This is a genomic window from Nocardioides endophyticus (assembly GCF_039543845.1).
Taxonomy (GTDB): Bacteria; Actinomycetota; Actinomycetes; order Propionibacteriales; family Nocardioidaceae; genus Nocardioides; species Nocardioides endophyticus.
Map to the genome: position 1 here is coordinate 82,712 of NZ_BAABKN010000004.1, position 21,580 is coordinate 104,291.

The 21,580-nt window shown below is 65.2% G+C and carries 19 protein-coding genes and 1 pseudogene; 12 read left to right on the forward strand and 8 right to left on the reverse strand.

Translation table 11 applies throughout. The annotated features are described in order from the left end of the window. Entirely contained in the window at positions 1 to 1,302 is a 1,302-nt protein-coding gene (locus ABEA33_RS01560) for a cupin domain-containing protein (protein ID WP_425577288.1), read from the reverse strand. A gap of 3 nt (positions 1,303 to 1,305) precedes the next feature. Between ABEA33_RS01560 and ABEA33_RS01565 the strand changes: the two genes are divergently transcribed. The 12 genes and pseudogenes from ABEA33_RS01565 (at position 1,306) to ABEA33_RS27340 (ending at position 13,860) form a co-directional block, all read left to right on the forward strand. Then, positions 1,306 to 1,998 (forward strand): IclR family transcriptional regulator, encoded by a 693-nt coding sequence (locus ABEA33_RS01565; protein ID WP_345524768.1) that lies wholly within the window; start codon positions 1,306 to 1,308, stop codon positions 1,996 to 1,998. A 624-nt stretch (positions 1,999 to 2,622) separates the two neighbouring features. After that, positions 2,623 to 3,534, forward strand: coding sequence for an alpha/beta hydrolase (locus ABEA33_RS01570; RefSeq protein ID WP_345524769.1), 912 nt, complete (start codon positions 2,623 to 2,625; stop codon positions 3,532 to 3,534). Between the two features lie 31 nt (positions 3,535 to 3,565). Continuing rightward, on the forward strand, positions 3,566 to 5,260 hold the full coding sequence (locus ABEA33_RS01575) for a flavin-containing monooxygenase (RefSeq protein WP_345524770.1): 1,695 nt from the start codon (positions 3,566 to 3,568) through the stop codon (positions 5,258 to 5,260). Positions 5,261 to 5,275: 15 nt separating this feature from the next. Next, positions 5,276 to 6,112 carry an alpha/beta fold hydrolase gene (locus ABEA33_RS01580; protein WP_345524771.1) on the forward strand — a complete coding sequence of 279 codons (837 nt, stop codon included), beginning with the start codon at positions 5,276 to 5,278 and terminating at the stop codon, positions 6,110 to 6,112. A gap of 98 nt (positions 6,113 to 6,210) precedes the next feature. Continuing rightward, positions 6,211 to 6,507 (forward strand): DUF1330 domain-containing protein, encoded by a 297-nt coding sequence (locus ABEA33_RS01585; protein ID WP_345524772.1) that lies wholly within the window; start codon positions 6,211 to 6,213, stop codon positions 6,505 to 6,507. A gap of 404 nt (positions 6,508 to 6,911) precedes the next feature. Then, positions 6,912 to 9,230: an ATP-binding protein gene (locus ABEA33_RS01590; RefSeq protein WP_345524773.1), complete on the forward strand. Its 2,319-nt coding sequence runs from the start codon at positions 6,912 to 6,914 to the stop codon at positions 9,228 to 9,230. 405 nt (positions 9,231 to 9,635) lie between these two features. Continuing rightward, positions 9,636 to 10,397, forward strand: coding sequence for an SDR family NAD(P)-dependent oxidoreductase (locus ABEA33_RS01595; RefSeq protein WP_345524774.1), 762 nt, complete (start codon positions 9,636 to 9,638; stop codon positions 10,395 to 10,397). Between the two features lie 157 nt (positions 10,398 to 10,554). Continuing rightward, a complete protein-coding gene (locus tag ABEA33_RS01600) occupies positions 10,555 to 11,835 on the forward strand; it encodes a cytochrome P450 (protein ID WP_345524775.1) in 1,281 nt (426 codons plus the stop codon). 8 nt (positions 11,836 to 11,843) lie between these two features. Continuing rightward, on the forward strand, positions 11,844 to 12,047 hold the full coding sequence (locus ABEA33_RS01605; protein ID WP_345524776.1) for a ferredoxin: 204 nt from the start codon (positions 11,844 to 11,846) through the stop codon (positions 12,045 to 12,047). Beyond that, entirely contained in the window at positions 12,044 to 13,213 is a 1,170-nt protein-coding gene (locus ABEA33_RS01610) for an NAD(P)/FAD-dependent oxidoreductase (protein ID WP_345524777.1), read from the forward strand. The genes ABEA33_RS01605 and ABEA33_RS01610 overlap by 4 nt, the downstream gene beginning before the upstream one ends. 193 nt (positions 13,214 to 13,406) lie before the next feature. After that, a pseudogene (locus ABEA33_RS01615) lies at positions 13,407 to 13,667 on the forward strand (hypothetical protein); the annotation flags it as partial. Beyond that, positions 13,570 to 13,860: a hypothetical protein gene (locus ABEA33_RS27340; protein ID WP_425577293.1), complete on the forward strand. Its 291-nt coding sequence runs from the start codon at positions 13,570 to 13,572 to the stop codon at positions 13,858 to 13,860. The pseudogene ABEA33_RS01615 and the gene ABEA33_RS27340, both read left to right, overlap by 98 nt. Positions 13,861 to 14,873: 1,013 nt before the next feature. Here the strand turns inward: ABEA33_RS27340 and ABEA33_RS01620 are convergent. The 7 genes from ABEA33_RS01620 to ABEA33_RS01645 form a co-directional block, all read right to left on the reverse strand. Continuing rightward, complete coding sequence (locus ABEA33_RS01620) at positions 14,874 to 15,425, reverse strand: PadR family transcriptional regulator (protein WP_345524779.1); 552 nt, start codon at positions 15,423 to 15,425, stop codon at positions 14,874 to 14,876. Continuing rightward, positions 15,416 to 15,646, reverse strand: a complete 231-nt coding sequence (locus tag ABEA33_RS27345; RefSeq protein ID WP_425577290.1) for a PaaD-like zinc ribbon domain-containing protein — start codon at positions 15,644 to 15,646, stop codon at positions 15,416 to 15,418. The genes ABEA33_RS01620 and ABEA33_RS27345 overlap by 10 nt, the downstream gene beginning before the upstream one ends. A 435-nt stretch (positions 15,647 to 16,081) precedes the next feature. Further along, entirely contained in the window at positions 16,082 to 17,134 is a 1,053-nt protein-coding gene (locus ABEA33_RS01625) for a TIGR03617 family F420-dependent LLM class oxidoreductase (protein WP_345524781.1), read from the reverse strand. A gap of 63 nt (positions 17,135 to 17,197) precedes the next feature. Continuing rightward, the gene (locus ABEA33_RS01630; protein ID WP_345524783.1) at positions 17,198 to 18,781 is read right to left on the reverse strand and encodes a class I adenylate-forming enzyme family protein; all 1,584 of its coding nucleotides are present in this window, start codon (positions 18,779 to 18,781) and stop codon (positions 17,198 to 17,200) included. Positions 18,782 to 18,843: 62 nt separating this feature from the next. Further along, complete coding sequence (locus ABEA33_RS01635; RefSeq protein ID WP_345524785.1) at positions 18,844 to 19,428, reverse strand: ABC transporter permease; 585 nt, start codon at positions 19,426 to 19,428, stop codon at positions 18,844 to 18,846. Between the two features lie 259 nt (positions 19,429 to 19,687). Further along, a complete protein-coding gene (locus tag ABEA33_RS01640) occupies positions 19,688 to 20,482 on the reverse strand; it encodes an ABC transporter ATP-binding protein (RefSeq protein WP_345524786.1) in 795 nt (264 codons plus the stop codon). A 7-nt stretch (positions 20,483 to 20,489) separates the two neighbouring features. After that, positions 20,490 to 21,533 (reverse strand): ABC transporter substrate-binding protein, encoded by a 1,044-nt coding sequence (locus tag ABEA33_RS01645; RefSeq protein WP_345524787.1) that lies wholly within the window; start codon positions 21,531 to 21,533, stop codon positions 20,490 to 20,492. Positions 21,534 to 21,580 lie beyond the last annotated feature (47 nt).

Sequence of the window (21,580 nt, forward strand, 5' to 3'; positions counted from 1 at the left end):
TCAGACGTCCTTGTGCGTGCGGTGGAGTCGGAGTGCCTCGAAGATGGGCGCGTCGGAGAAGCGGAACAGGTCGAGCGCGCCGGAATCGGAATCGGTCGAGCCAGCCTCGGAGCGGGCGGAGCATGCCTGCCACGACGGCACGACGAAGAGGTCGCCGCGCGTGACTGACCAAGTGCTGTCACCGACAGTGACCGTGCCGGAGCCGTCGAAGACTTGGTAGACCGATGATCCGGTTTCGCGGACCGGAGCGGTCTGCGTACCGCGGGCGATCCGGTGGAACTCGGCGCGGATGGTGGGCAGGACGTCGCTGCCGTCGTGCGGGTTGGAGTAGCGCACGGCCGCATGACCTGGCTCGACGGTGCCGGCGTAGCCCGCCTTCTCCAAGAGCAACTGGTCTTTGAGCGCAGCGTCGGTGTGCTGCCACTTGTACGACAAGAGGGGCGATCCCGGAGCGTCGACGCGAACGGCGACCGGCCGCAGGCCGGGATGTCCCCAGAGGCGCTCGGACCGCGACCGCTCAGGCGTGATCCGCTCCTTGACGGAGATCTCGTCACGGCCGAACTCGAAGAACTGCGCTTCGGTGAGGTACTGGAAGGGGATATCGAGGCCGTCGATCCAGGCCATCGGCTCGCTGGTGGCGTTGTGGTGCGCATGCCAGTTCCAGCCAGCCTGGGGGAGGAAATCGCCGCGGTTCATCGGCACTGGGTCCCCACCGACCACGGTCCACACGCCCGAGCCCTCGACGACGAAGCGGAACGCGTTCTGAGTATGGCGGTGCTCAGGGGCGTCCTCGTCCGGCATGAGGTACTGGATCGCCGCCCAAAGCGTGGCGGTTGCGAACGGGCGGCCGCCGAGTGTCGGGTTGGCCAATGCGATCGCGCGTCGCTCTCCACCGCGGCCGACCGGCACGATCTCGCCAGCCTGGGCGGCGAGACGAAGCAGGCTCTCCCACCGCCACAAGTGTGCCGTCGCTCGCGGGCGCGGGTGCACCGGCATGAGGTCACCGATCTCGGTCCACAGCGGCACCAGGAGCTCCTGCTCGAAGCCGCGGTAGAGCCGCTCGAGAGCCGGGGTCACGTCCGGTTGGTCGGGTGCGGATACCGCCTGGAGCCGGACCGGACTGTGGGTCGTCGTCATATGGCTTACATTGGGTCGCGTGGCACCAGCAGAACCCAAAATTCTGCATGATGGAACGGACTCGACATGGCGAATAAGGACCCGAAGATCCAGCCAGCCTACGTCGTCACCAGCGCGGACCACGCCTTGCGCGCGGCGGTCATGCTCCAACTGGAGGGCGGGCACTCGGTGAGCGATGTCGCCGAGCGACTCGGCGTGGCGCGCTCTACGGCCCACCGGTTGTTGCAGACGCTGGTCTACCGCGACTTCGCGGTGCAGGACGACCAACGCCTTTACCACCCTGGCCCGGTCCTCGAGCTCGCCACACACTCCCAGTCCCACGTGTCGCGGCTCCGTGGCGCGGCGCTGCCGCACCTGCAGCGGCTGGTCGACGTGCTCGGGGAATCGGTGAACCTCACGATCCGCACCGTCGACCGGACCCGCTTCATCGCGAGCGTCGAGTGCCAACAGATCCTGCGCGTCGGGTCCCGTGAGGGAATGGTGTTCCCCGCACACAAGACGTCCGGCGGCCTCGTGCTGCTCGCGGACCTGTCCCCGGAAGAGGTTGACGACCTCTATTCTTCGGAGAGGTACGCCCAGCGGCCCGAGGAGCGGCCCGACCCGGTCAAGCTCCGAGCGCTGCTGGCACGGGTCCGCAAGTCCGGATTCGCGCTCAACAACGGTCTTTCCGAACGCGGCGTGATCGCACTCGGCGTCGCGGTCCGCGGCGTCGACGGTCGCGCGCAGGCCGGGCTCGCAGTTTCCATGCCATCGGTCCGCTACGACCGGCAACGGCTCCCGTCGCTCGTCGCGGCCCTCAACCGTGCTGCCGGTGCGATCGAGGCCGACCATCTCCCCGCCGGGAGCGGATCCTCGTCGTGACGCCCATCGGTCCCCCGGGCCGTCATTGTCGCGGCGTGTCCCGGGTCGTGCTGAATTCGCTCGATCGGTAGCGAGCGAGGGTCCACGACGATCGAACGCCCTGAGACTCCTCGACAGGTCTGAACAGCGCCACACGATGACAGCTCCTCCTGAAGTACTCGCCGCGCCTGCGCGGCCTACCTAACGGTGCGGCGCTTGGGGCGGCGGGAGGGGCGAGGGCCAGTCCGAAGCGCAGGTTCCGCAGAGCAGAATTGCACGTTCCTCGGAGTGACCGCCGTCACGATGGTTACGTGAGTACCCCGCCAACGACGCCGCGAGCCGCAGGGCGTCGCGACATCGAATCAGGTCAGGATCACTCGGGCAGATGGGTATCCCCATGCGTCATCTGACCGATGTCTTCGCCCTCGTCGCGAGGGAAGTTGTGCTTCCCATACAACGCCAAGGGAAGACCCGGCCGAGCGCGGAGATCCGACGAGGCGAGCTTGATCACCAAAACAGATCCGGGCGTCGCCGTTGGAGCCAGTGTCTGGTGATGCACCCGATCATTTGTCGCTCTTGAGCGGCAAGGGCGCACAAGCCCCTGCTGCCGTCAATCTGGAAGCAAGCCCATGAAGGAGCCATGCCGTGCCAAGCACTGAGTCACAGGAACTGAACAACCTCTACAAGTCGATCTCCGCGCGATCGCAGACCGAGCCTGCTCCGGAGCTGTGGATGATGCGGGCGATGTTCGAGGAGCTCGTTGCGGTCGGGCGAGAGCCGGAGGACGTCACGTACGCCGAGGTCGACGTCGACGGTATCCATGCCCTGTGGGTCAAGCCGGTCGGCGCGGCTGCTGACCGGGTCATTCTGTACGTGCACGGCGGGGCGTTCGTGGGGGGATCGTCTGCGAGCCATCGCAAGCTGACCGGTCATCTGGCCAAGGCGAGCGGGGTGCAGGCTTTGTCGATCGACTACCGGCTCGCTCCGGAGAATCCCTACCCGGCTCAGCTCGAGGACGCGGTGACCGCGTTCCGCTGGCTGCGGGCGCAGGGATTCGCTGCCGAGCGCATCGTCACTGCCGGCGATTCGGCCGGGGGGAACCTGTCCATCGCCACGGCGCTGAAGCTCAGGGATCTCGGCGAGGACCTGCCCGGAGCGATCATCAGCCTTTCGCCGTGGCTGGACATGGAGGGGCAGAGCGAGTCCTTGGACAGCAATGCTGCCACTGATCTCCTCATCAGCCGCCAGGGTATGGCCGCGTTCACCTATCTACTGCTGGGTGAGAGTGGTTCCCGGACGGATCCGCTGGTCAACATCCTGCGGGCGGACCTCGAGGGTCTTCCCCCCGTCTATCTCGCTGCCGGCGGCGATGAGGTGCTTCGCGACGACTCGGTTCGTTTCGCCGAGCGCGCGCGCGACCAAGGTGTGAAGGTCGAGCTGACTATCGAGTCCGGCATGCAGCACGTCTACGCACTGCGCGTCGGTGCGGCGCCCGAGGCGGACCAGCTGATCGAAGAGCTCGCTCGGTGGGTCCGCCCGCTGATCGATCTGAACTAGTTGACCCACGAACATAGGAATCGATCCTGCAATGTCACACACAGCGCACTCAGCAGCCTCGGACAACTACATCGAAGCTCTCGTGGTGGGTACCGGGTTCGCCGGGCTCCGCACGCTCATCGAGCTTCGCAAGCTCGGCATCTCCGCGCTCTCCTTGGAGGCGGGCAGCGATGTCGGCGGCACCTGGTACTGGAACCGTTATCCCGGAGCCCGGACCGACAGCGCCGCGTGGACCTACGCCCTTCGTCTGCCCGAGGTGGAGGCCGAGTGGACCTGGTCAGAGAAGTACCCCGCTCAGGAGGAGGTTCAGCGCTATCTCGCCTTCGTCGCCGAACGCATGGACGTGCGCCGCGACATCCGTTTCAACCAGCTCGTGACCTCGGCCACCTACGACGAGGAGTCGAATCTGTGGACGGTCACGACCGAGTCCGGCGACACGTTCACCTGCAGGTACTTCATGCCGGCGCTGGGACATCTGAGCAACCCGAGCATCCCGTTCGACGGCGCTGAGAACTTCAAGGGAGAGATCTACCTCACCTCGAAGTGGCCGCAGGAGAAGGTCGACTTCACCGGCAAGCGCGTCGCAGTGGTCGGCACCGGCTCCTCGGGTGTTCAGGTCATTCCCCTGGTCGCCCAGGAGGCCGAGCACCTCACGGTGTTCCAGCGGACGCCGAACTACATCATGCCGGCCCAGAACCACGCGCTGGATGAGGACTTCCGCCGTGAACTGCGGCAACGGGCCTCGGCCGAGTGGGCGAAGGCCAACAACCACTTCTTCGGATTCGCCATGGACCCGGCCGGTCGCACTTACGACGACGTCGCCTCGGAGGAGGAGCGGGAGCGCATCTTCGAGGAGGGGTGGCAGAAGGGCGGTTTCCACTTCGTCTTCGAGACGTTCGACGACATCGTGCTGGACCAGCGGTCCAATGACGCGGCGAGTGAGTTCATCCGCACGAAGATCCGGGAGACGGTGAAGGACCCGGCCACGGCCGAGCTCCTGTCCCCTCGCGACCACCCGTACGTCTCCAAGCGCCCCCCGTCGGGGACGGACTACTACGAGACCTACAACCGAGACAATGTGACGCTGGTCGACGTGAAGCCGGTCCCCATCGAGGCATTCACCCCGACCGGGCTCCGTACCAGTCGTGAGGAGTACGACTTCGACGTCATCGTCCTTGCGACAGGCTTCGACGTCTCGACCGGGTCCTACGCGCGGATCGAGGTCACAGGACGCGACGGCAGGAAGCTGACAGATGCCTGGGCCGGCGGCCCCGAGACGTTCCTGGGCGTCAGCGCGCCGGGGTTCCCCAACATGCTCATGGTCTGTGGGCCGCAGACCCCATACGTCAACCACCCGGTCGCGGTCGAGAGCGTCGTCACCTGGCTGGGCGGGATGCTGGAATGGCTCCGCGACAACGGATACGACCGGGTCGAAGCCACATCGGAGGCGGCAGAGCAGTGGTCGGAGCTGATCGAGCAGATCTTCTCCGCGACACTGCTCTCGGCCGGAGCGCAAGCGAACTCCTGGTATGTGGGTGCGAACATCGAGGGCAAGCCGCGCCGAGCACTGTTCTACTTCGGCGGCAGTGCCGGATACGCCGCCGCCGCTAGCGAGGTGGCCGAGAACAGCTACCGGGGCTTCAGCTACTCGAAGGTCTTCGGTGGCGGGCCGGGTGACGGAACGCAGCTACCAGACGCAGTCGCTCCTGTTGCGGCGCACAGCTAACAGGAGGTCGGAAGCGTGACAGACTCCGGACCCGTACCGATCTACAGCAGATTCGTCAACGTAGGCGGCATCCGAACCCACTACCTGGATGCCGGCGACGGGCCGCCGATCGTCCTGCTCCATTCCGGCGAGTTCGGAGGAAGCGCAGAGCTTTGTTGGGAGTACAACATCGCCGCGCTTGCGACAGAGCACCGCGTCATCGCTCCTGACTGGCTCGGATTCGGCCAGACAGACAAGCTCCGCGATTTCGTGTCCGGGTCAGAGCGCATGATCAACCACATGGCCGCGTTCTTGGAGACGATGGCCATCGATGAAGCGGACTTCGTCGGCGTCTCCATGGGCGCGACGGTGCTCCTACGAGAAGCTGCTTCGAACCGCTGCCGGTTCCCGGTACGACGAATGGTCGTCGCCAGCGGCGGAGGCTTCATTCCAGACAACGAATTCCGACGCTGCAACATGAACTACGACGGCACCCCGGACATGATGCGCACTATCGTCGAGGCCAACTTCGCCGACCCGCGATGGCACAACGACGAGGAGTACATCGCTCGACGGGTCGCTGCTAGCAACGCACCCGGCGCCTGGGAGGCGGTCGCCGCCGCACGCTTCAAGTCACCGGTGCTTCCACCGCGTACTGAGTTCGGCCAAGCCGACACCATCGAGTACGAGAAGATTCCGTACGCCACACTCGCCGTGGCGGGCAGCGAAGACAAGCTGCGTGAGCCCGGCTACCACGAGGCCCTCAGGCGGATCCCCGACTCTGATGTGGTGGTACTCGACGGAGCAGGCCACCTGCTCAACATCGAGTACGCCGACGATTTCAACGCCCTGGTATGCGGGTTTCTCTCGTAGTTCGGAACCGGCTGTTTACCGGCGACCCCCCGGCCTTGCGGCCCCATGCCGCATCCCTGTTTGTGCAGTGAATTTTTGAATCGAGGATAGGAAAAATCATGACTGGATATGTGCTCTTCGATGTCCAAAACGTCTTGGACGAGGAGGCCTTCAAAAACTACGAATCGCAGGTCGTGGCCACGACGGCGCAATTCGACGGCGTCTATCGTGTGGTGTCGGGCGATGCTCGAGCCCTCGAGGGGAGCTGGGACCCGAGGTTCGTGGTGCTCATCGAGTTTCCGAGTCGAGAGAAGGCCGAGGAGTGGTACGGCTCCGAGGCTTACGCGCCGCTAAAGAAGATCCGCCAGTCAAGTGCTGACTGCATTGGGGTCATCTTTTCCGGTGTAGGAGGATAGTGATCGAATCGACGAGCTGAACCGGGGATCCTCACCTGAACGACATAACGGGAACCCGTCGTGGGCACTTTTCGCAATCGCAGCGGTGTGAGGGTGAAACCAACACCTGCCGCGAACGGTTCGCCGGTCTGACGGCGTTCCGGATCGGCATCTCTGTGGCCACCAACGACGGCGCGGACACCGTCTACCGTGCCGCCGCAAAGGTTCACGCTTCGGGTGATGGTCGAGCAGCGTCCCTGCGAGGGCGGCTATCGCCAGACCATCAACTCCAATGAGTTCTGGCAGCCCGCTGGCGCTGGTAGATTCTGGTACGCCAGCGCGGGGCCCAGAGCCGGTGGCCCTAGAGTTCGCGATGGGCTCTAACGGCGGCGTGGGTCATGGACCGGGCGGGAAGGACCGCGGAAGTGAAGACGCCAGCCGGACCGGTGGAGTCTGTGACCTCGTTCGTAGGACGCCGGCGTGAGCTGTCCGCGACGCGAGTCGCGATCGGCGAGTCGCGACTGGTCACGCTCGTCGGCCCGGGTGGGGTGGGGAAGACGCGGCTCGCGATGGAACTCGCACGGCGGCTCAGACGATTCTTCGCCGACGGTTGCTGCGTGGTCGAGCTGGCGATGCTGGAGGACGCGGCAGAGCTGGAACCCGCGCTCCTCGCGGCACTGTCCGTGCGGGATCGGTCGAGCCGGCCAGCACTGGAGAAAGTTCTCGACCATCTTGACGGGAAGCGCCTGCTCCTCGTCATCGACAACTGCGAGCACGTGCTCGAGGCTGCGGCCTCGGTAATCTCCAGCGTGCTTCAACACGCTGCGGGCGTGCGAATTCTGGCGACAAGTCGCGAACCGCTCGTGCTTTCGGGCGAGCGGGTCTGGACGGTCCCCCCGCTCTCCCTTCCCAGCCAGAGCCAGGCCCACGGCGTCCCAGTGGACAGCGCGGAGTCGGTGGCCCTCTTCCTCGATCGTGCCCGCGACGTCGTACCGGACTTCGTCCTCACTCCGCGGAACACTGAGGCGATCGTGCAGCTGTGCAACCAGCTCGACGGGATTCCTCTGGCGATCGAGTTGGCAGCCACACGGCTGCGCTCGATGTCCGTATCGAGTGTGGTGGAGCATCTGGACCACCGCTTCCAGCTGCTTTCCATCGGTGACCGGAGTGTGCTGCCACGGCAGAAGTCGCTGCGCGCGATGGTGGACTGGAGCTATGAGCTGTGCAGCCCGGAGGAACAACGACTTTGGGCCAGACTGTCGGTGTTTCGCGGCAGCTTCGACCTGGACGCGGCCGAGTACGTCAGCGGTGACGTCGACTTGCCGCCCGGCACAGCGCTCGACCTTCTCGACCGGCTCGTCAGCAAGTCAGTGCTCGACGTGGAGCGGGATGGCGAGGGGGTCCGCTACCGGCAGCTGGTGACGATGCGGGAGTACGGCGCCCAGCTCATCGAAGGTCCAGACGAGCACGCTCGGCTCAGACGTCGGCACCGTGACCACTACCGGGTGGTCGCACGCCGTATGGTCGAGGACTGGTGCGGCCCGCATCAGGCCAGAACACTCGCCGCGGTCCGGCGCGACCACGCCGATCTCATCGCAGCACTGGAGTGGTCGGCCACCACGGAGGGGGAACGCGGAGCGGGAGCTGAGCTCGCCTCGCTCCTGCGCTACCACTGGGTCGCGGGGGAATATCTCAGCGACGGAAGGCGATGGCTCGACCGTCTACTCTCGTCCGCGGACACAGACACGCAGGCTGGCGACGCGCTCTGGGTCGCAGCTTGGGTATGCCTAATCTCAGGCGATCCCGAAGCAGCACTGACCTATCTCCGGCGGTGCCAGCACGTGGCGGAAGCAACGGCCGACCCGCGGCTCCAGGCCTATGTGGATCAGTGGTCAGGCCTCCGTCACCTCTTCCATGGCGACCTGCAGGCGGCGATTCGCCTCCTGCAGGGCGCGCTGCTGGCGCACCGCGAGGCAGGCGACCACGCGGCGGAGCTGATCGCCCTGTTCCTCCTGGTCCCGGCGCAGGCGTACGGCGGCGATCCGGCAGGTGGCTTGGAGACCTGCATGCGTTGCTTGGAGCTCAGCGACCAGCGCGGCGAAGGCTGGGCGCGTGGCTATGCGCTGACGGGTGCGGCGATCTGCCATCGCCAGCTCGGCTCACTCAGCGAAGCTGAGCGTTTCAGCAAGGAGGGACTTGAACAACAGAGAGAGTTCCAGGACCCGATTTGCACGGCGCACCTGCTCGAGAACCTCGCGATGGTCGCCATCACCTCCGGCCGGCTCGACGAAGCTGCCCGGCTTGTCCACTGTGCCGCCGCAACATGGAGCGCGCTGGGTACCACCATCGAGGCGTTCGGGCCGCACATGGCCCAGGAGTATCTGCGTGCGACGGAGGTCGCGGCCGGGACGGCGGGTGCTGGGGAGTTCGAGGCCGGTGCGGAAAGCTACCGAGGACTGTCGTTGTCCGAGATCATCAGCCTGGCTCTGGGCGACGACCGTTCAGCCACCCCCGGCCCGGATGTCCGGCAGGAGCAGCGGCTCACCGCCCGAGAGCAACAGATCGCCGAGCTGATCGCTGAGGGCCTCAGCAACAAGGCCATCGCGGAGACGCTGGTCATCTCGCCGAGAACTGCGGGTAGCCATGTCGCTCACATCCTGGCCAAACTCGACTTCAGTTCCCGCGCACAGATCGCCACTTGGGCAACCCAGCGGTCACGGGAATCAACGAGGCACCAGTTCTGACCTGGACGGGAGCTTGGCCTTCGGCGGCCTCCTGCGCTGGCGCGCCGCCAGACGCCAGGACATTGAGGCCCACCGAGCCGCGGAACCCCTGACGAGCGTCGCAGAGGCGGCGGCGGGCCTGTCTTCGGGTGCAGCGCTTTTCAACCGACACCCTCAGTGAGATCGCAGCCGCTCTATCGGGAGTTCAAATGGGTCTCCACATGCGTCATTCGACCGATGTCGCCGCCCCTAGTCGCGGGGAAAATTGTGCCTCGAAGGGGCATCACGGGTCATAAAGCCCGACGGAACTGACGGGCCAGGTTCTGCTAGACGGAATCTCCGGCAAGGCGTGTGAATAGCGCCACATAGTGGCCGCATGACCACGAGGTCCGCACTTCTCTCGACTTGAAAGGAACTGGTTTCATTATGGGAATCTTGGATGGAAGGGTCGCGATCCTTACCGGAGCGGCCGGCGGCATCGGCCGCGGTTGCGCACGCCGCTTTGCGGAGGAGGGTGCGTCGCTCATTCTCGCAGACATCTCCTCGGACGGGTTGAAGGGAATTACTGAGGAGCTGGACTCCGCGGGTTTCCAGGCCGTCCCGGTGGTGTGCGATGTTGCTCAGGAGGCACAGATCGACGAGGTGGTAAACACTGCAATTCGGGAGTTTGGCCGCATCGATATTCTTGCCAACATCGCTCAGGGCGGGATCGCGGACATGGAGTATCTCGCCGAGACTTCGGCCAGTCAACTCCTCGACGCATACACGACCGGTCCTCTGCAGAGCATGTTGTTCATGCAGAAGTGCCTGCCACACATGAAAGAGCGAGGTTACGGGCGAATCATCAATACGGCGTCCCACCTCGCGCTCCGCGGCGACCCGGGTTTCGCCGCGTACGAGATGGCCAAGGGCGCGATCATGGCCTTGACTCGGACGGCGTCGCAGGAGTGGGGACGTCTCGGGATCGTCACCAACACCTTCCTGCCGGTCATCCGGACGCCCGCCTACGACCTCGGCGAGCAGCTCAAAGCTGCGGCCGAGATGATCGAGGCGAGCAACCCCACCGGCCGCTTCGGGACCGCCTACGAGGACTGCGCACCCGTGGTCGCCTTCCTGGCCAGCGAAAGCTCGGGATACCTGAACGGGCAGGCTATCGGTGTCGACGGCGGGTTGACCCTGATCGCCTGACCGCGGTCCGACTACTGGATCCTCCGTGCGGCTGCGGGCGTTCGGTCACTTGACGGTGTGGGCGCGCAGCCCGCCCGATCGCACCTGCGTCCCCGGGATCCACCCGCGCTGCCGGGCGGTCACACGTATGTAGCGCCCGCAGTTCGCCGAACGGTTTGTGCGAAATCTGATCGAGAAGGAGACCGTGAAAATGTCCACTGAAAGTGACAGCCATCCCGCCGATGTCCTAGTGGATGTCGAGCGTGCACCGTCGACACGGGCGGACGCGCCGGAGATCGACCTCGACATCTTCAGGGAGGACAACGTTGGCAATCCTCATCCGATGTGGGCGACGATGCGAGAGCTCGGCAGCGTTGTCTACCTGTCGGCCAGTGATACCTGGGTCATCACTCGCTACGACGAGGCCCGTGCCACCTTGGCTGATTGGCGAACGTTCTCCTCAGCCTCGGAGAGGGTCTACGGCGAAGAGATGGCTGCACTTCTGGGAGAGACGGCGCTGACGACGGACCCGCCCCTGCACGACAAGCTGCGTGGGGTTCTCAGCGAGAAGACGGCGCCGCGTGCGCTAAAGCAGCTGACCGAGCAGGTGATGGCCCACGCCGACGAACTCGTTGCCGAGGCAGTGGAGGCGGGTTCGATCGAGGCGATGGAAAAGCTCTGTCAGCGGATGCCAGTCGACACCGTGGCCGACCTCATCGGTCTACCGGAGGAGGGGCGCGAGATCCTGCTCCCAGGCGGCGAACGGATGCTCCTGACGTTCAGCCCGCACAGTGATCGACTCGTTCCCGGGATGCCTTCGGTCGAGGAGTTCGCCAACTACATCGTGACGATGACGAACCGTGAGGTTCTCCGCCCCGACGGCTGGGGCACTGCCATCCTTGATGCCGTCGACGATGGGCGCATCCGCCAGCAAGACGCGGTACCGCTGATGAGTTCGTACCTGATCGCCGGCATGGGAACGACCGTGCACACCCTCGGTTTCTACCTGAACAACCTCGCTCAGAATCCGGCGGCATGGGCGGCACTGAAGGCGGACCCCACGCTCATCAACAGTGGCTTCGAGGAGTCCGTGCGCGTGGATGGGCCAGCCCAGATGCTGTATCGAGCTGCGACGCGCGACGTCGAAGTCGGTGAGCATGTGATCCCTGAAGGCCGACGCATCATCGTCAGCATTGGTTCTGCCAACCGCGATCCACGTCACTACAGCAACCCCGACACGTTCGATATTCACCGCAACCCCGTCGATCACCTCGGGTTGGGCTACGCAACCCACGGTTGCGTCGGCCAGGGCTTGGCCAGGTTGGAGGTGAAGGCGGTGATCTCGGCGCTTCTGCGCCGGGTCGCGACGCTGGAGCCGAACGGACCAGTCGAACATTCAAGCCATGTCCCGGGATTTGCTGGTATCACCCGGCTTCCGATCAGCCTCACGAGCGTATAGGACACGCTATGAGCCACATTGAACTTGACCGCGAACGCTGCGAGGGGCACGGGACCTGCGAGCAGATTGCGCCCAACATCTACCAACTCGACGACGAGGGCCTGGTCAGCATCCTCGTCGACCAGCCACTGCCCGACGAGCTAGTTGGCGCCGCCGAAGCTGGCGCGCGGGTCTGTCCCCTTGCTGCGCTTCGCGTAGTGGATGGCTCATGACGGCACGCCGGCCGCGACGCAACATCGTGATCGTCGGCGGCTCCATCGCCGCCGTGACCGCCGCTCAAGTTTTACGCGCTGAGGGATACCAGGGCAGACTCACGATGCTCTCGGCCGAGACACATCTGCCGTACTCCCGGGTACCCTTGTCGAAATCGGTGCTGTCCGGGGCCGCGGACATCACCACTTGCGCTTTGCCGATCTCCACCGAGTCGGTCGACGTCCGACTCGGACAGCCCGTGGTCGGACTCGACGATCAAGCTCATTGCGTTCATGTCGCCAACGGCGACGCGATCAACTACGACGGATTGATCGTGACATCGGGTGCACGCGCGCGACGCTTAGCCCGCCCGGGCCAGTCCGGGGAGTACGTCCTCCGGGACGCGTCCGACATCCCGGCGCTCGTGGAACGTCTGTTCGCGGCGCGAACGGTGGTGGTGATTGGCGCGGGGTTCCTCGGCATGGAGATCGCCACGACTTGCACCACGCTGGGACTCGACGTCACCGTGATCGACCGGGATCCGCCTTTGCGGAGACTTCTCGGTACGTGGCTGTCGGCGCTGGTCGTCGCCAAGGCGGAGGCCAGCGGAGTGCGCTTTGTCAGGGCCGACAAAGGAGTCTCCCTTCTCGGCGACGGGCACGTATCTGGTGTCGCGTACGACGACGTCACCCTGCAGGCGGACCTGGTCATCTCGGCAGTCGGAGATATTCCCAACACTGAATGGCTCCAAAGAAGCCGCCTTCGCGCCGCTGGAGCCATCGTGGTTGATCAGCAGTGTTTTGCGAGCCCCGACATCGTCGCCGCAGGCGACGTAGCGGCGATCCGCCAGCCCGACGGGTCGATCACTCGACTCCCACACTGGAACAATGCTGTGCGGCAGGCTAGAACTGCGGCTCTATCTTTGTTGCACGGCCGCGATGCGCCCATCGCGGAACCTGATCACTACTTCTGGACAGATGCGTTCGGCATGCAGATCAAGGTATGCGGACGAATACCCGAGCAGCATGATCCGATCATCCTGGAGCGCGACGACACACAGGGCTCATATCTAGTTCAGTGGACCGGATCGGACGGTAACCCGAGTGCGGCCGCTACGGTCAACCGCAAGCTGCCGGTGGTCAAATTGCGGAGGTTGGCCACCGATGCCGGCGTGGTTGCCACCTAACTGACAACTCACGAACGCGCGACGGGCTGCCTTATCACGGGCGCCGCCGCGCTCTCGGACTTGTGTCCGCCATGACGTGATGCTCCCACCGCCGCAGACCCCTTTCGTGACATCACGCCGAAGCGCCTACACCTCACGATCCGCGCGTCCACGGCGTGTCACTGCAGCTTCGACGATCTGGTAGTGGCGCTCGGTGTTGACTCGGGCATCAGCAAGTCTGAGGTCTCCCGGATCTGCGCCGATCTGGACGAGACGGCCGGTGCGTTGCGCACCAGGCCGTCGGACCACACCGCGGTCACCCAGGTGTCCACCTGGACGCGACCTACCTCAACATCCGCAACAGCACACGGGAGGTGGTGTCGATGGCGGTAGTGGTCGCGACCGGGACGCCGCCGACGGGCCACGTGAGGTGCTGGGACTCGACGTCGGCGACTGCGAGGACAAGACGTTCTGGCGCGGTTTCCTCACCAGCCTCGAGCAGCGCCGGCTCGGCGGGGCCAAGCTGGTCATTTTCAGACCAGCACTCCGGGCTGGTGGAGGCGTTGAAGTGTTCCTTCCAAACCGCGTGCCACCAAGGGTCTGGGCCTGAATGGTCGGCGACAGGGGCACCTGAAATTCGAGGCGTGGCCCAGCTCGCCGGAGAGTAGGCGGTCGGGTCGGTGCGCTTGCTCGGCCGCATATCGTCCCCGGGCTGCTTGATGTTGCGGCGATGTAGAGGGACCCCGGCTCAAACTCGGCTCAAGAAGACGGCCGATGACTGCGAGTAGCGACGTGAGCCGACTGGCTCCGGCTAGAGGCGACGTGCTCTGAGCATAGGCCTCTGACCTACTAAGTGGGTGGGAGTCAGCGTCGGCGCCAGGTGCGTCGAGTCGGCGCAAGGCGACCACAAACCACAAACTGGACCTATCCACTACGGATCAAGGGCACCGACGGCTCTCGGTCAGTGCTCCTTCTCCAGTTTGGGTTGCCTGATGAGCAGCCCGGGCACCACGGAGACGCTTACCCCCGGCGTACCCCGCGCTCGCAATCTGCGCCGTTCCATGCATTGAGTGGCCCCACATTTAGGCGTGAATCCCGCGTGCGAGGGCCAGGGAAGTGCGGTCAGTGGGCGAGCGCGTCAAATGCTCGGGGAGTCGATGCGAGACGCGCGCCGACCTCGATCCCGGGTAGACCGAGGGCGCAGCGGCACAGCGGTGACAAGTCAGCGTTTGCGCAGGTCAGGTCCGCTTTTCCGTCGAGGACCAACAATGACCAGTAGCTGCCGGAGTCCCGTGGGAAGTTCCCCTGGTACTACTGAGTCGTCCTGTTTCCGCAGGTCAGAGCGGTGCGGCCCCTCTGGTCCGCAGAAGTCCGCAAGTTCGAGAGAAGTCCCGACGCCGGACCATCCGACGGGTCCGTTCCGGGCCGCGCCAAGGTCTTCTTCATGAGCTCGGAGCCCGCCTCATGGCCGACGGCTACCGCTTCGGTGGCCGCGAGGTGGACCGGCTCGCGGCCCTTCCAGCCCTGCATGCCGGGGATGTCGACGCTGCGCGAGGGCCGCTATGCAGTCACCGGGCTGCGACCTCGCGGGTGCAGGGCGCCGCCTCGACGCGATCCGCGAGTCGAGTGAACGTCGCAGGCGTAGGTGGAGGTCGACGGCACACCGCCCCCGAATCAGATGTCACCCGTCCCCAGCATCCGCCTTGACCGACGCGATCAGCGAGTCGATCCATTCCAGTTGTGCGGTGTTCACTCGCTGGAAGCCCTCGATGAGGCGCACCTGCCACCACAGGAGATCAGGGTGCTCGGTGCGGGAAGGGTCGGAGAACACCTGCAGCCGCTCTTCGGCAACAGCGAGCAGAGAGAGCACTTGCGCTCGCCGATCCTCGAGTACCTTGATTGCTTCGTCCGGTTCGGCGCGTCCCATGAAGAAGAGGCGCATCAGGAACGGCTCTTTGCCGTAAGGCACCTCGGCAGGAGATGTCAGCCAGCGGTCGAGTTCGTTGCGACCCGTGTCTGTGAGGCTGTAGACCTTCTTGTTGGGTCTGCCGTCCTGCTGCACGGTACGAGAAGAGACGAGATCGTCCTTCTCCATGCTCACCAGCTCGCGGTAGATCTGAGAGTTGGAGGCGTTCCAGACGAAGTGGACAGCACGGTCGAAGTGGCGCTTGATGTCATACCCAGAACTCTCACGCAGGGAGAGCATTCCGAGCACCGCGTTCCTCAGAGACACCGGGGCAGTCTGTCCCTTCGGGGCAGAGCGGGCAACTCATGCTGCCACTTGAGCCAGTTGAAGCAGGAGCGGCATTCCAAGCAGTAGAAGAGCACCTCGGATGCAGCGCTTCCCACGAGCGAGAGAACCTCCACCATTGTGCTGGGACAATGGGGACAAGCGACGTCCTTAAGGTCGGGATCAGTACCGTGGCGCTGATGATCGGAGGTCCGCCGAGTCAATGTGCGTAGACCTCGTCCTTGAAGCGAATGACCTCGAACAGCTCGGACGGCAGCGGCGTCCGGCGTCGCCGGACGTGGTCGAACCCGGAAACAGGGGCTTGTCGAACAGGCACCTCGAGCCCGAATCGCTCGACCTGCGCCGAGACGCTGTCGACGAACGAGTCCAGGGGAGGTTCACCGTGCTGTCGAGGTACTGGGCGGCGAGACACCACGTGGCTGTCTCTGCGAGCCAGGTGGTGAGGATGAAGTCTTCCCAGTTCTGCGGTGCAGCGTCGAGCAGTTCCATCGACGCGATTGCCTCAGGTCCGCGCCCGCGCTCCAGAGCGGCGTACTCGTCCTTTCCAACCGTCAGGTGCTGGTAAAAGGCCCGCGTCTGTCCGTAGGAGGCCGTGCAGATCCCAAGCATGGCGGCGAAGTCGGGGAGGCTGTTGCCGTTCATGACACATTCGGCGTACCGATTGCCGAGCACGAGCTTGGTGTCGGCGATGCACAGAAGGTCGTTCTGCTCCACGACGGGATCACCGCAACCGGCCGTTCGGCAGCAGCCCTGGCGGCGGAGAGGAAAGCCGAGATGCGCTCCTCGGGGTAGTCGGGCAGCGGGAAGTAGCTGGCCACGCGATCGACCCGACCGGCGTAGCGGTGAGCGATCTTCTGGGGGAGTTCCTCGAGCGTCCCGCGGAACGCGAAGCGCTCCATCAGGTCGTCGTCGAAGAGGGCGGACATGTCGTCCCAGCGCCCGTGCTTCGACAACGTGAGCAGTTCGGGCTGGAGGTTCTCGTAGCCGATGGACCGCAGGACCTCGACGTACGCCGGCGTGGAGCCGTAGAACGCCGGTTGCTTGCGCACCCGCTCGGTCGCGGCCGCCTGTTCCTCCGCGTTGTCGCCGATGGCGAGCATCAGATGGCCCAGTCGCCACGGCAACGGCTTCTCGCTCACGGCACGATCACGACCCTCGACCAGCGCGGGCAGGTGACGGTGTCGATGTACGGGGTGGTCGTGAAGGGGTGCAGGAAGACCCCCGAGCACAGCTCTCCGGCGACCCCGGGTCATGGCCGCGCCGACCGCGGCCAGCGCTATCTGCGGTGCGTGCCCGTCAGGCAATGGACCCGGGTTGAAGGCGGGCGTGAGCAGGCTGTGGGCGCAGTAGCGGCCACGGTGGTCGAGCGGCACGTCATGCTGGAACGCTGCGAAGATCGCGTGCAGTGCCTCGAGATACTCGCGCATCTGGGCGACGGGATTGTCCCAGTGCATGGAGAAGCGTCGGGTGATGTGCGCCTTGACCTGCGCTCCCAGCCCCAGGACGAATCGACCCTCGGACGCGGCGGCGAGGTCCCATGCCTGGTACGCGACGCTCATCGGGTTCCGAGCGAACGCGAGTGTGATCGCAGTTCCCAGGCTGATCCGACGAGTTGCCCCCGCGGCTACGCCCAGTGGCAAGAGCGGGTCGTGGGCGATCTCCCCCGCTCCACACCCCGTCGAACCCGACACGCTCCGCGCGCGACGATGCTGCGCCGGCTTCCGCAAGGCCGCCAGAGAGGAAGTCGTCGATCTTCACGAGACGACCACCGCGTCTCGCTTGCTGTGTTGTTCACGAAGTACGTCCTTGCGGACCTTGCCGAAGGAGTTCCGGGGCAACGCGTCGACGAAGATGACGCGTCGGGGTCGCTTGTATGCCGCCAGCTTGCCGACGCAGTGCTCGACGACGGCATCCACGCTCAGGTCGGCGTCAGGCCGAGGGACGACGACTGCGGTCACCGCCTCCCCCCAGCGTTCGTCCGGCGTACCGATGACGGCGACCTCCCCGACGCCCTCGAGACTGACCAGGACCTTCTCGACCTCCGCGCTGTAGACGTTCTCCCCGCCGGTGATGACCATGTCCTTGGACCGGTCGACGATGTAGAGGAAGCCGTCGCTGTCCAGGTAGCCAAGATCGCCGCTCAGGTACCACTCGGCGCCGTCCTCCAGGAAGGTGACCGCCTCCCACGCATCGTGCCGTCCAGCGTAGGTGCGCGCGATGGCGGGCGTGGCCACGGCGATCTCGCCGACGTTGCCTGCCGCCACCTCCTTGCGTGCTCCGTCAAGGATCCGGACGCGAGCGCCGATGGCGGGCCGGCCGACGGAGCCGGGATGGTGCACTGCCTCCTCGGGAACCAGAACTCCGACCAGGAGAGACTCAGTGATGCCGTAGGCGTTGAAGATCGTGCCCGCCGGCAAGGTCGTCTCCGACTCCAGACGAGCGCGGTACTCCTCGGGGAAGTGCGCGGAGGCGGTCAGCCAGCAGCGCATCGACGTGAGGTCGTAGCTGCCGCGATCGGGCAGCGAGAGCACAGCGTAGGACATCGCCGGCACGATGAAGGCGTGCGTGACCCGATGCCTCTCGATGGCCTTGAGGAGCCCGTCCGGGCTGAAGGTCGTGAGCATCGCCTGCGTGCAACCGAGCACCAGGCTGGCGACGTGCGTGGTCTCCATGGGCCCACGGTGGAACATCGGTGCCACCGCCAGCACATGACTGTCATGTGTCATCCGTGCGGTCAGTGCCAGGGAGATCGCAGCCCAGATGGTGCTGGCGTGGGTGACCAGGGCGCCCTTGGGACGACCAGTCGTGCCGGACGTGTACCAGATGCCCGATGGGTCCAGGTGCTGTACGGCCTCCTGCACGGTCGGCCTGCTGCCGCGGTGGCGGTCGAGCAGGGGCTCCAGTGGCGTCGTGCTGACTGTCGCCTCCAGCGTGGTCGCGGCGCCGATCCAGTGCTGCACGCTGGTCATCTGGACGACCTCAGTCACGAGTTCGGCGAACTCTGCGGCGTACACGACGACCTTCACGCCAGCGTCGTTGAGCTGGTATGCGATCTCATCGGGGACCAGACGGTTGTTCACCGGGACGATGAGGGCACCGAGCCGGAGAGCCGCGAAGTAGGTGAGCTGGAATTGCCACTGGTTGTAGAACAGCGCAGCAACACGATCGCCCTTCGTGACCCCGAGCTCGGAAAGCGCGGAGGCAAAGGCATCGACCTCGACGTCAAGCTCGGCGAAGGTGAGCTCGACGTCGCCGTCAATGATCGAGGTCTTCGAGCCGTAGACCTCGGCGGCCCGGCGGAGCAGGCCGTCGATGGTCATCTGGTTGACGTTGATCATGGTTTCCTCAGGGGTTCGTATGTGCTGGAGCGGCTGCTCGGGACGGGCCGCAACCGATCTGCTCAAGAGGTGGTGCCGTAGCGCTGCCAGCGCGTCAGGAAGTACTCAGCCACGAGGAAGACCTGGTTCAGGAGGTATCCGACGAGGGCGGTGCTCAGGATCCCGGCGAAGAGGGCCGTGACGTTCAGGACCTGCTGCGCCTGCATCAGGTAGTAGCCGACGCCGGTGTTGCCGGCCAACATGCTGGCGACCACCGAGACGACCAGGGCTATGCCAAGCGCCTGGCGCATGCCGACAAGCACGTAGGGCAGGGCACAGGGCAATGCGACCTCCCACTGCGTACGCAACCAGCTCAACTTGAAGGTTCGGGCGGTCTCGGTCATGGTCGCAGCCACGTTTCGGGCGCCGGTGTAGCTGCTGAGCAGGATCGGGAAGGTGGCAACCAGCGCGACTGCCACCACCTTCAACTGCTCCCCGATGCCGAAGTAGAGGATGAGCAGGGGGAACAGCGCGGTCACGGGTGTCTGTCGGAGGAGCTCCACCGTGGGCTCGAGCATCGCCCAGATCGGCCTGAACCGCCCCATGAGAAAACCGACGATGACCCCGACCGCGGTCGCGACGGCGAAACCGACGAGCGTGACGCGCACAGTGTCGACGAACGCCGGCAGGAGCGTTCCTGACCGCATCTCGAGCCACCACGCGTCGGCGATCCTGGTCAAGGACGGAAGCTCGGGCGTCGGTCGGATCGAGGCGACAACCTGCCAGGTCACCAGGAGGATCATGAGCAGCAGCCAGCCCGTCACCCGAGACCTGGCCCAGGCCGGCGCTCCCCGTCGCCGCGCGCGAGGGGTGGGGGACTTCCAAGGCGCCGGGTTGTGACGTGCGAGGTCGGACGGAGGCACGAGTTCAGTCACCATGGTCAGCCAGAACCTCTCGAAGAAGTCGTGTTCTCAGGTCGATGAAGCTGGGCAGGGTTGGCGTTGTGAGCTGGTCCCGTGGGCGGGGGAGGTCAACCTCGATTCGGTCCCGGATTCCGGCGCCTCCGGGTGCCAGTACCACCACCTCGTCGGAGAGATAGAGGGCTTCATCGATGTCATGGGTGACGAAGACAGCCGTGAACAGGTGGTCGTGCCACAGGCGAAGGAGAAGATCCTGGAGTGTCGCGCGGCTCAGCGCATCCACCGCGCTGAATGGCTCGTCGAGGAGCAGGATCTCGGGGCGGGCTGCGAGCGCGCGCGCGATGGCCACACGCTGCTGCTGACCACCGCTGAGCTCGGCCGGGTAACGGTCAGCCTTGTCACCGAGGCCGACCTCGGCGAGATACTCCCGCGCGATCGACGGCCAGCGGCGCCGGTTCCGCTCTTCTGGGAGGAGGTGATGCGAGTGGCGCAACCCGAAGATCACGTTCTCTTCCACCGTCCGCCACGGCAGCAGCGAGTCCGCGTACGACTGAAACACGTAGCGCAACTCCGACGGTGGTTGATCGACCGGCCGGCCGTCGATGGTCACCGTGCCGCGGCTGGGCTGCTCGAGGCCGGCAATCATCCGTAGCAGTGTCGACTTGCCGCACCCCGATCGCCCGACCAGCGTCACGAAGCCATTGGTCGGGATGTCGAGGGTTACCGGCGACAGGGCGGTGACGGGATGACCCTGACGACCCGCGAACTCCTTGCCGAGGTCTGTGACCGCGATGCTGTTCACAACGAGTTCATTCCTCGGTCGCGCTGGGGAACAGGAGCGTGTCGAGACTGACCGACGGCACCTTGGCGAACTTCGCACCCGTCGTGATCCATTCCTCCAGGGCATCGGTGTCGACCGCGCCCGTCACCGGCGTGAGGGGGTGGTTGACCACCAGCTCGAGCAGGCCTGGGATCTCCTTGTCGAGCGCAACAAGGTCCGCCGTCGTCTGGTCCTTGATGTACGCCGCCCGCTCTTCCTCGGGCAGGTCCGCGAACCACTGCGCCACCTCAGCGTTGGCCCTCGTAAACGTGCTGGCGACCGCCTCGTTGCCGTCGTACCAGTCCCGGGTCGCCCACCACCCGGCAGCTGCCACCTGGGTCCCGAAAGCGTCATCGCCGAGGTCGTAAGGACCGACGACTTCGAAGCCGTACTCAGCGATCCATCGGTTGGCGTTGATGCTCGAGGTCACGTTGACCGCATCGACCTGACCGCTCTTAAGGATGGCGCCGAACGTGGTCTGGTCCTTCACGAGGGTGAACTGCACGTCGTCAATGCCTATCCCCGCCTGGTCGAGACGGGATGCCGCGGCGGTCTGGAAGAGAGGCGGAGCGCCGATGCCGATGTTCTTTCCCCTCAGGTCCGCAAGTTCCTTGATGCCGCTGTCCGCAGGCACCAGGAAGTAGTTCAACGAGGAGAGACCACACAGCGGAGTCACCATGGCGACGTCGAAGCCGTTCGAGATCGCGCCCGCCGCCGCGAAGGTGTCCGAGAACGCGAGGTCGGCTCCGCCCTGCGCGGCGGCGGCTACGGCATCCGGTCCCGTGGCGACGTCCTGGACAGTGATCTTGAGCCCATGCTTCTCGAAGATGCCTTCGGCAAGACCTGCGCGGAAGTCGACCGGCATGACGCCACCAGGAGGTGCCGCGATCGTGATCTCGGTAAGGCCGTCCTGGGTAACGGAGGCCTCCTCAGACTCACTCGAGCCGCATGCTGCGCTCAGGAAGGCGAGTACCGCAAGTGCGCTGCCCAACGCGGCGCGACATTTCATCTGGGATCTCCTAGGTAGGGTCAAGCGCAGGTAGATGCAAATAACGACAGGTAACTCTAGCAAGATAGTAG

Excerpts from the sequence above, each read along its gene's own strand:
- ABEA33_RS01610 (WP_345524777.1), top strand. The coding sequence starts at position 12,044 with ATGACGGCACGCCGGCCGCGACGCAACATCGTGATCGTCGGCGGCTCC.
- ABEA33_RS01585 (WP_345524772.1), top strand. The coding sequence starts at position 6,211 with ATGACTGGATATGTGCTCTTCGATGTCCAAAACGTCTTGGACGAGGAG.
- ABEA33_RS01630 (WP_345524783.1), bottom strand. The coding sequence starts at position 18,781 with ATGATCAACGTCAACCAGATGACCATCGACGGCCTGCTCCGCCGGGCC.
- ABEA33_RS01595 (WP_345524774.1), top strand. The coding sequence starts at position 9,636 with ATGGGAATCTTGGATGGAAGGGTCGCGATCCTTACCGGAGCGGCCGGC.
- ABEA33_RS01605 (WP_345524776.1), top strand. The coding sequence starts at position 11,844 with ATGAGCCACATTGAACTTGACCGCGAACGCTGCGAGGGGCACGGGACC.
- ABEA33_RS01575 (WP_345524770.1), top strand. The coding sequence starts at position 3,566 with ATGTCACACACAGCGCACTCAGCAGCCTCGGACAACTACATCGAAGCT.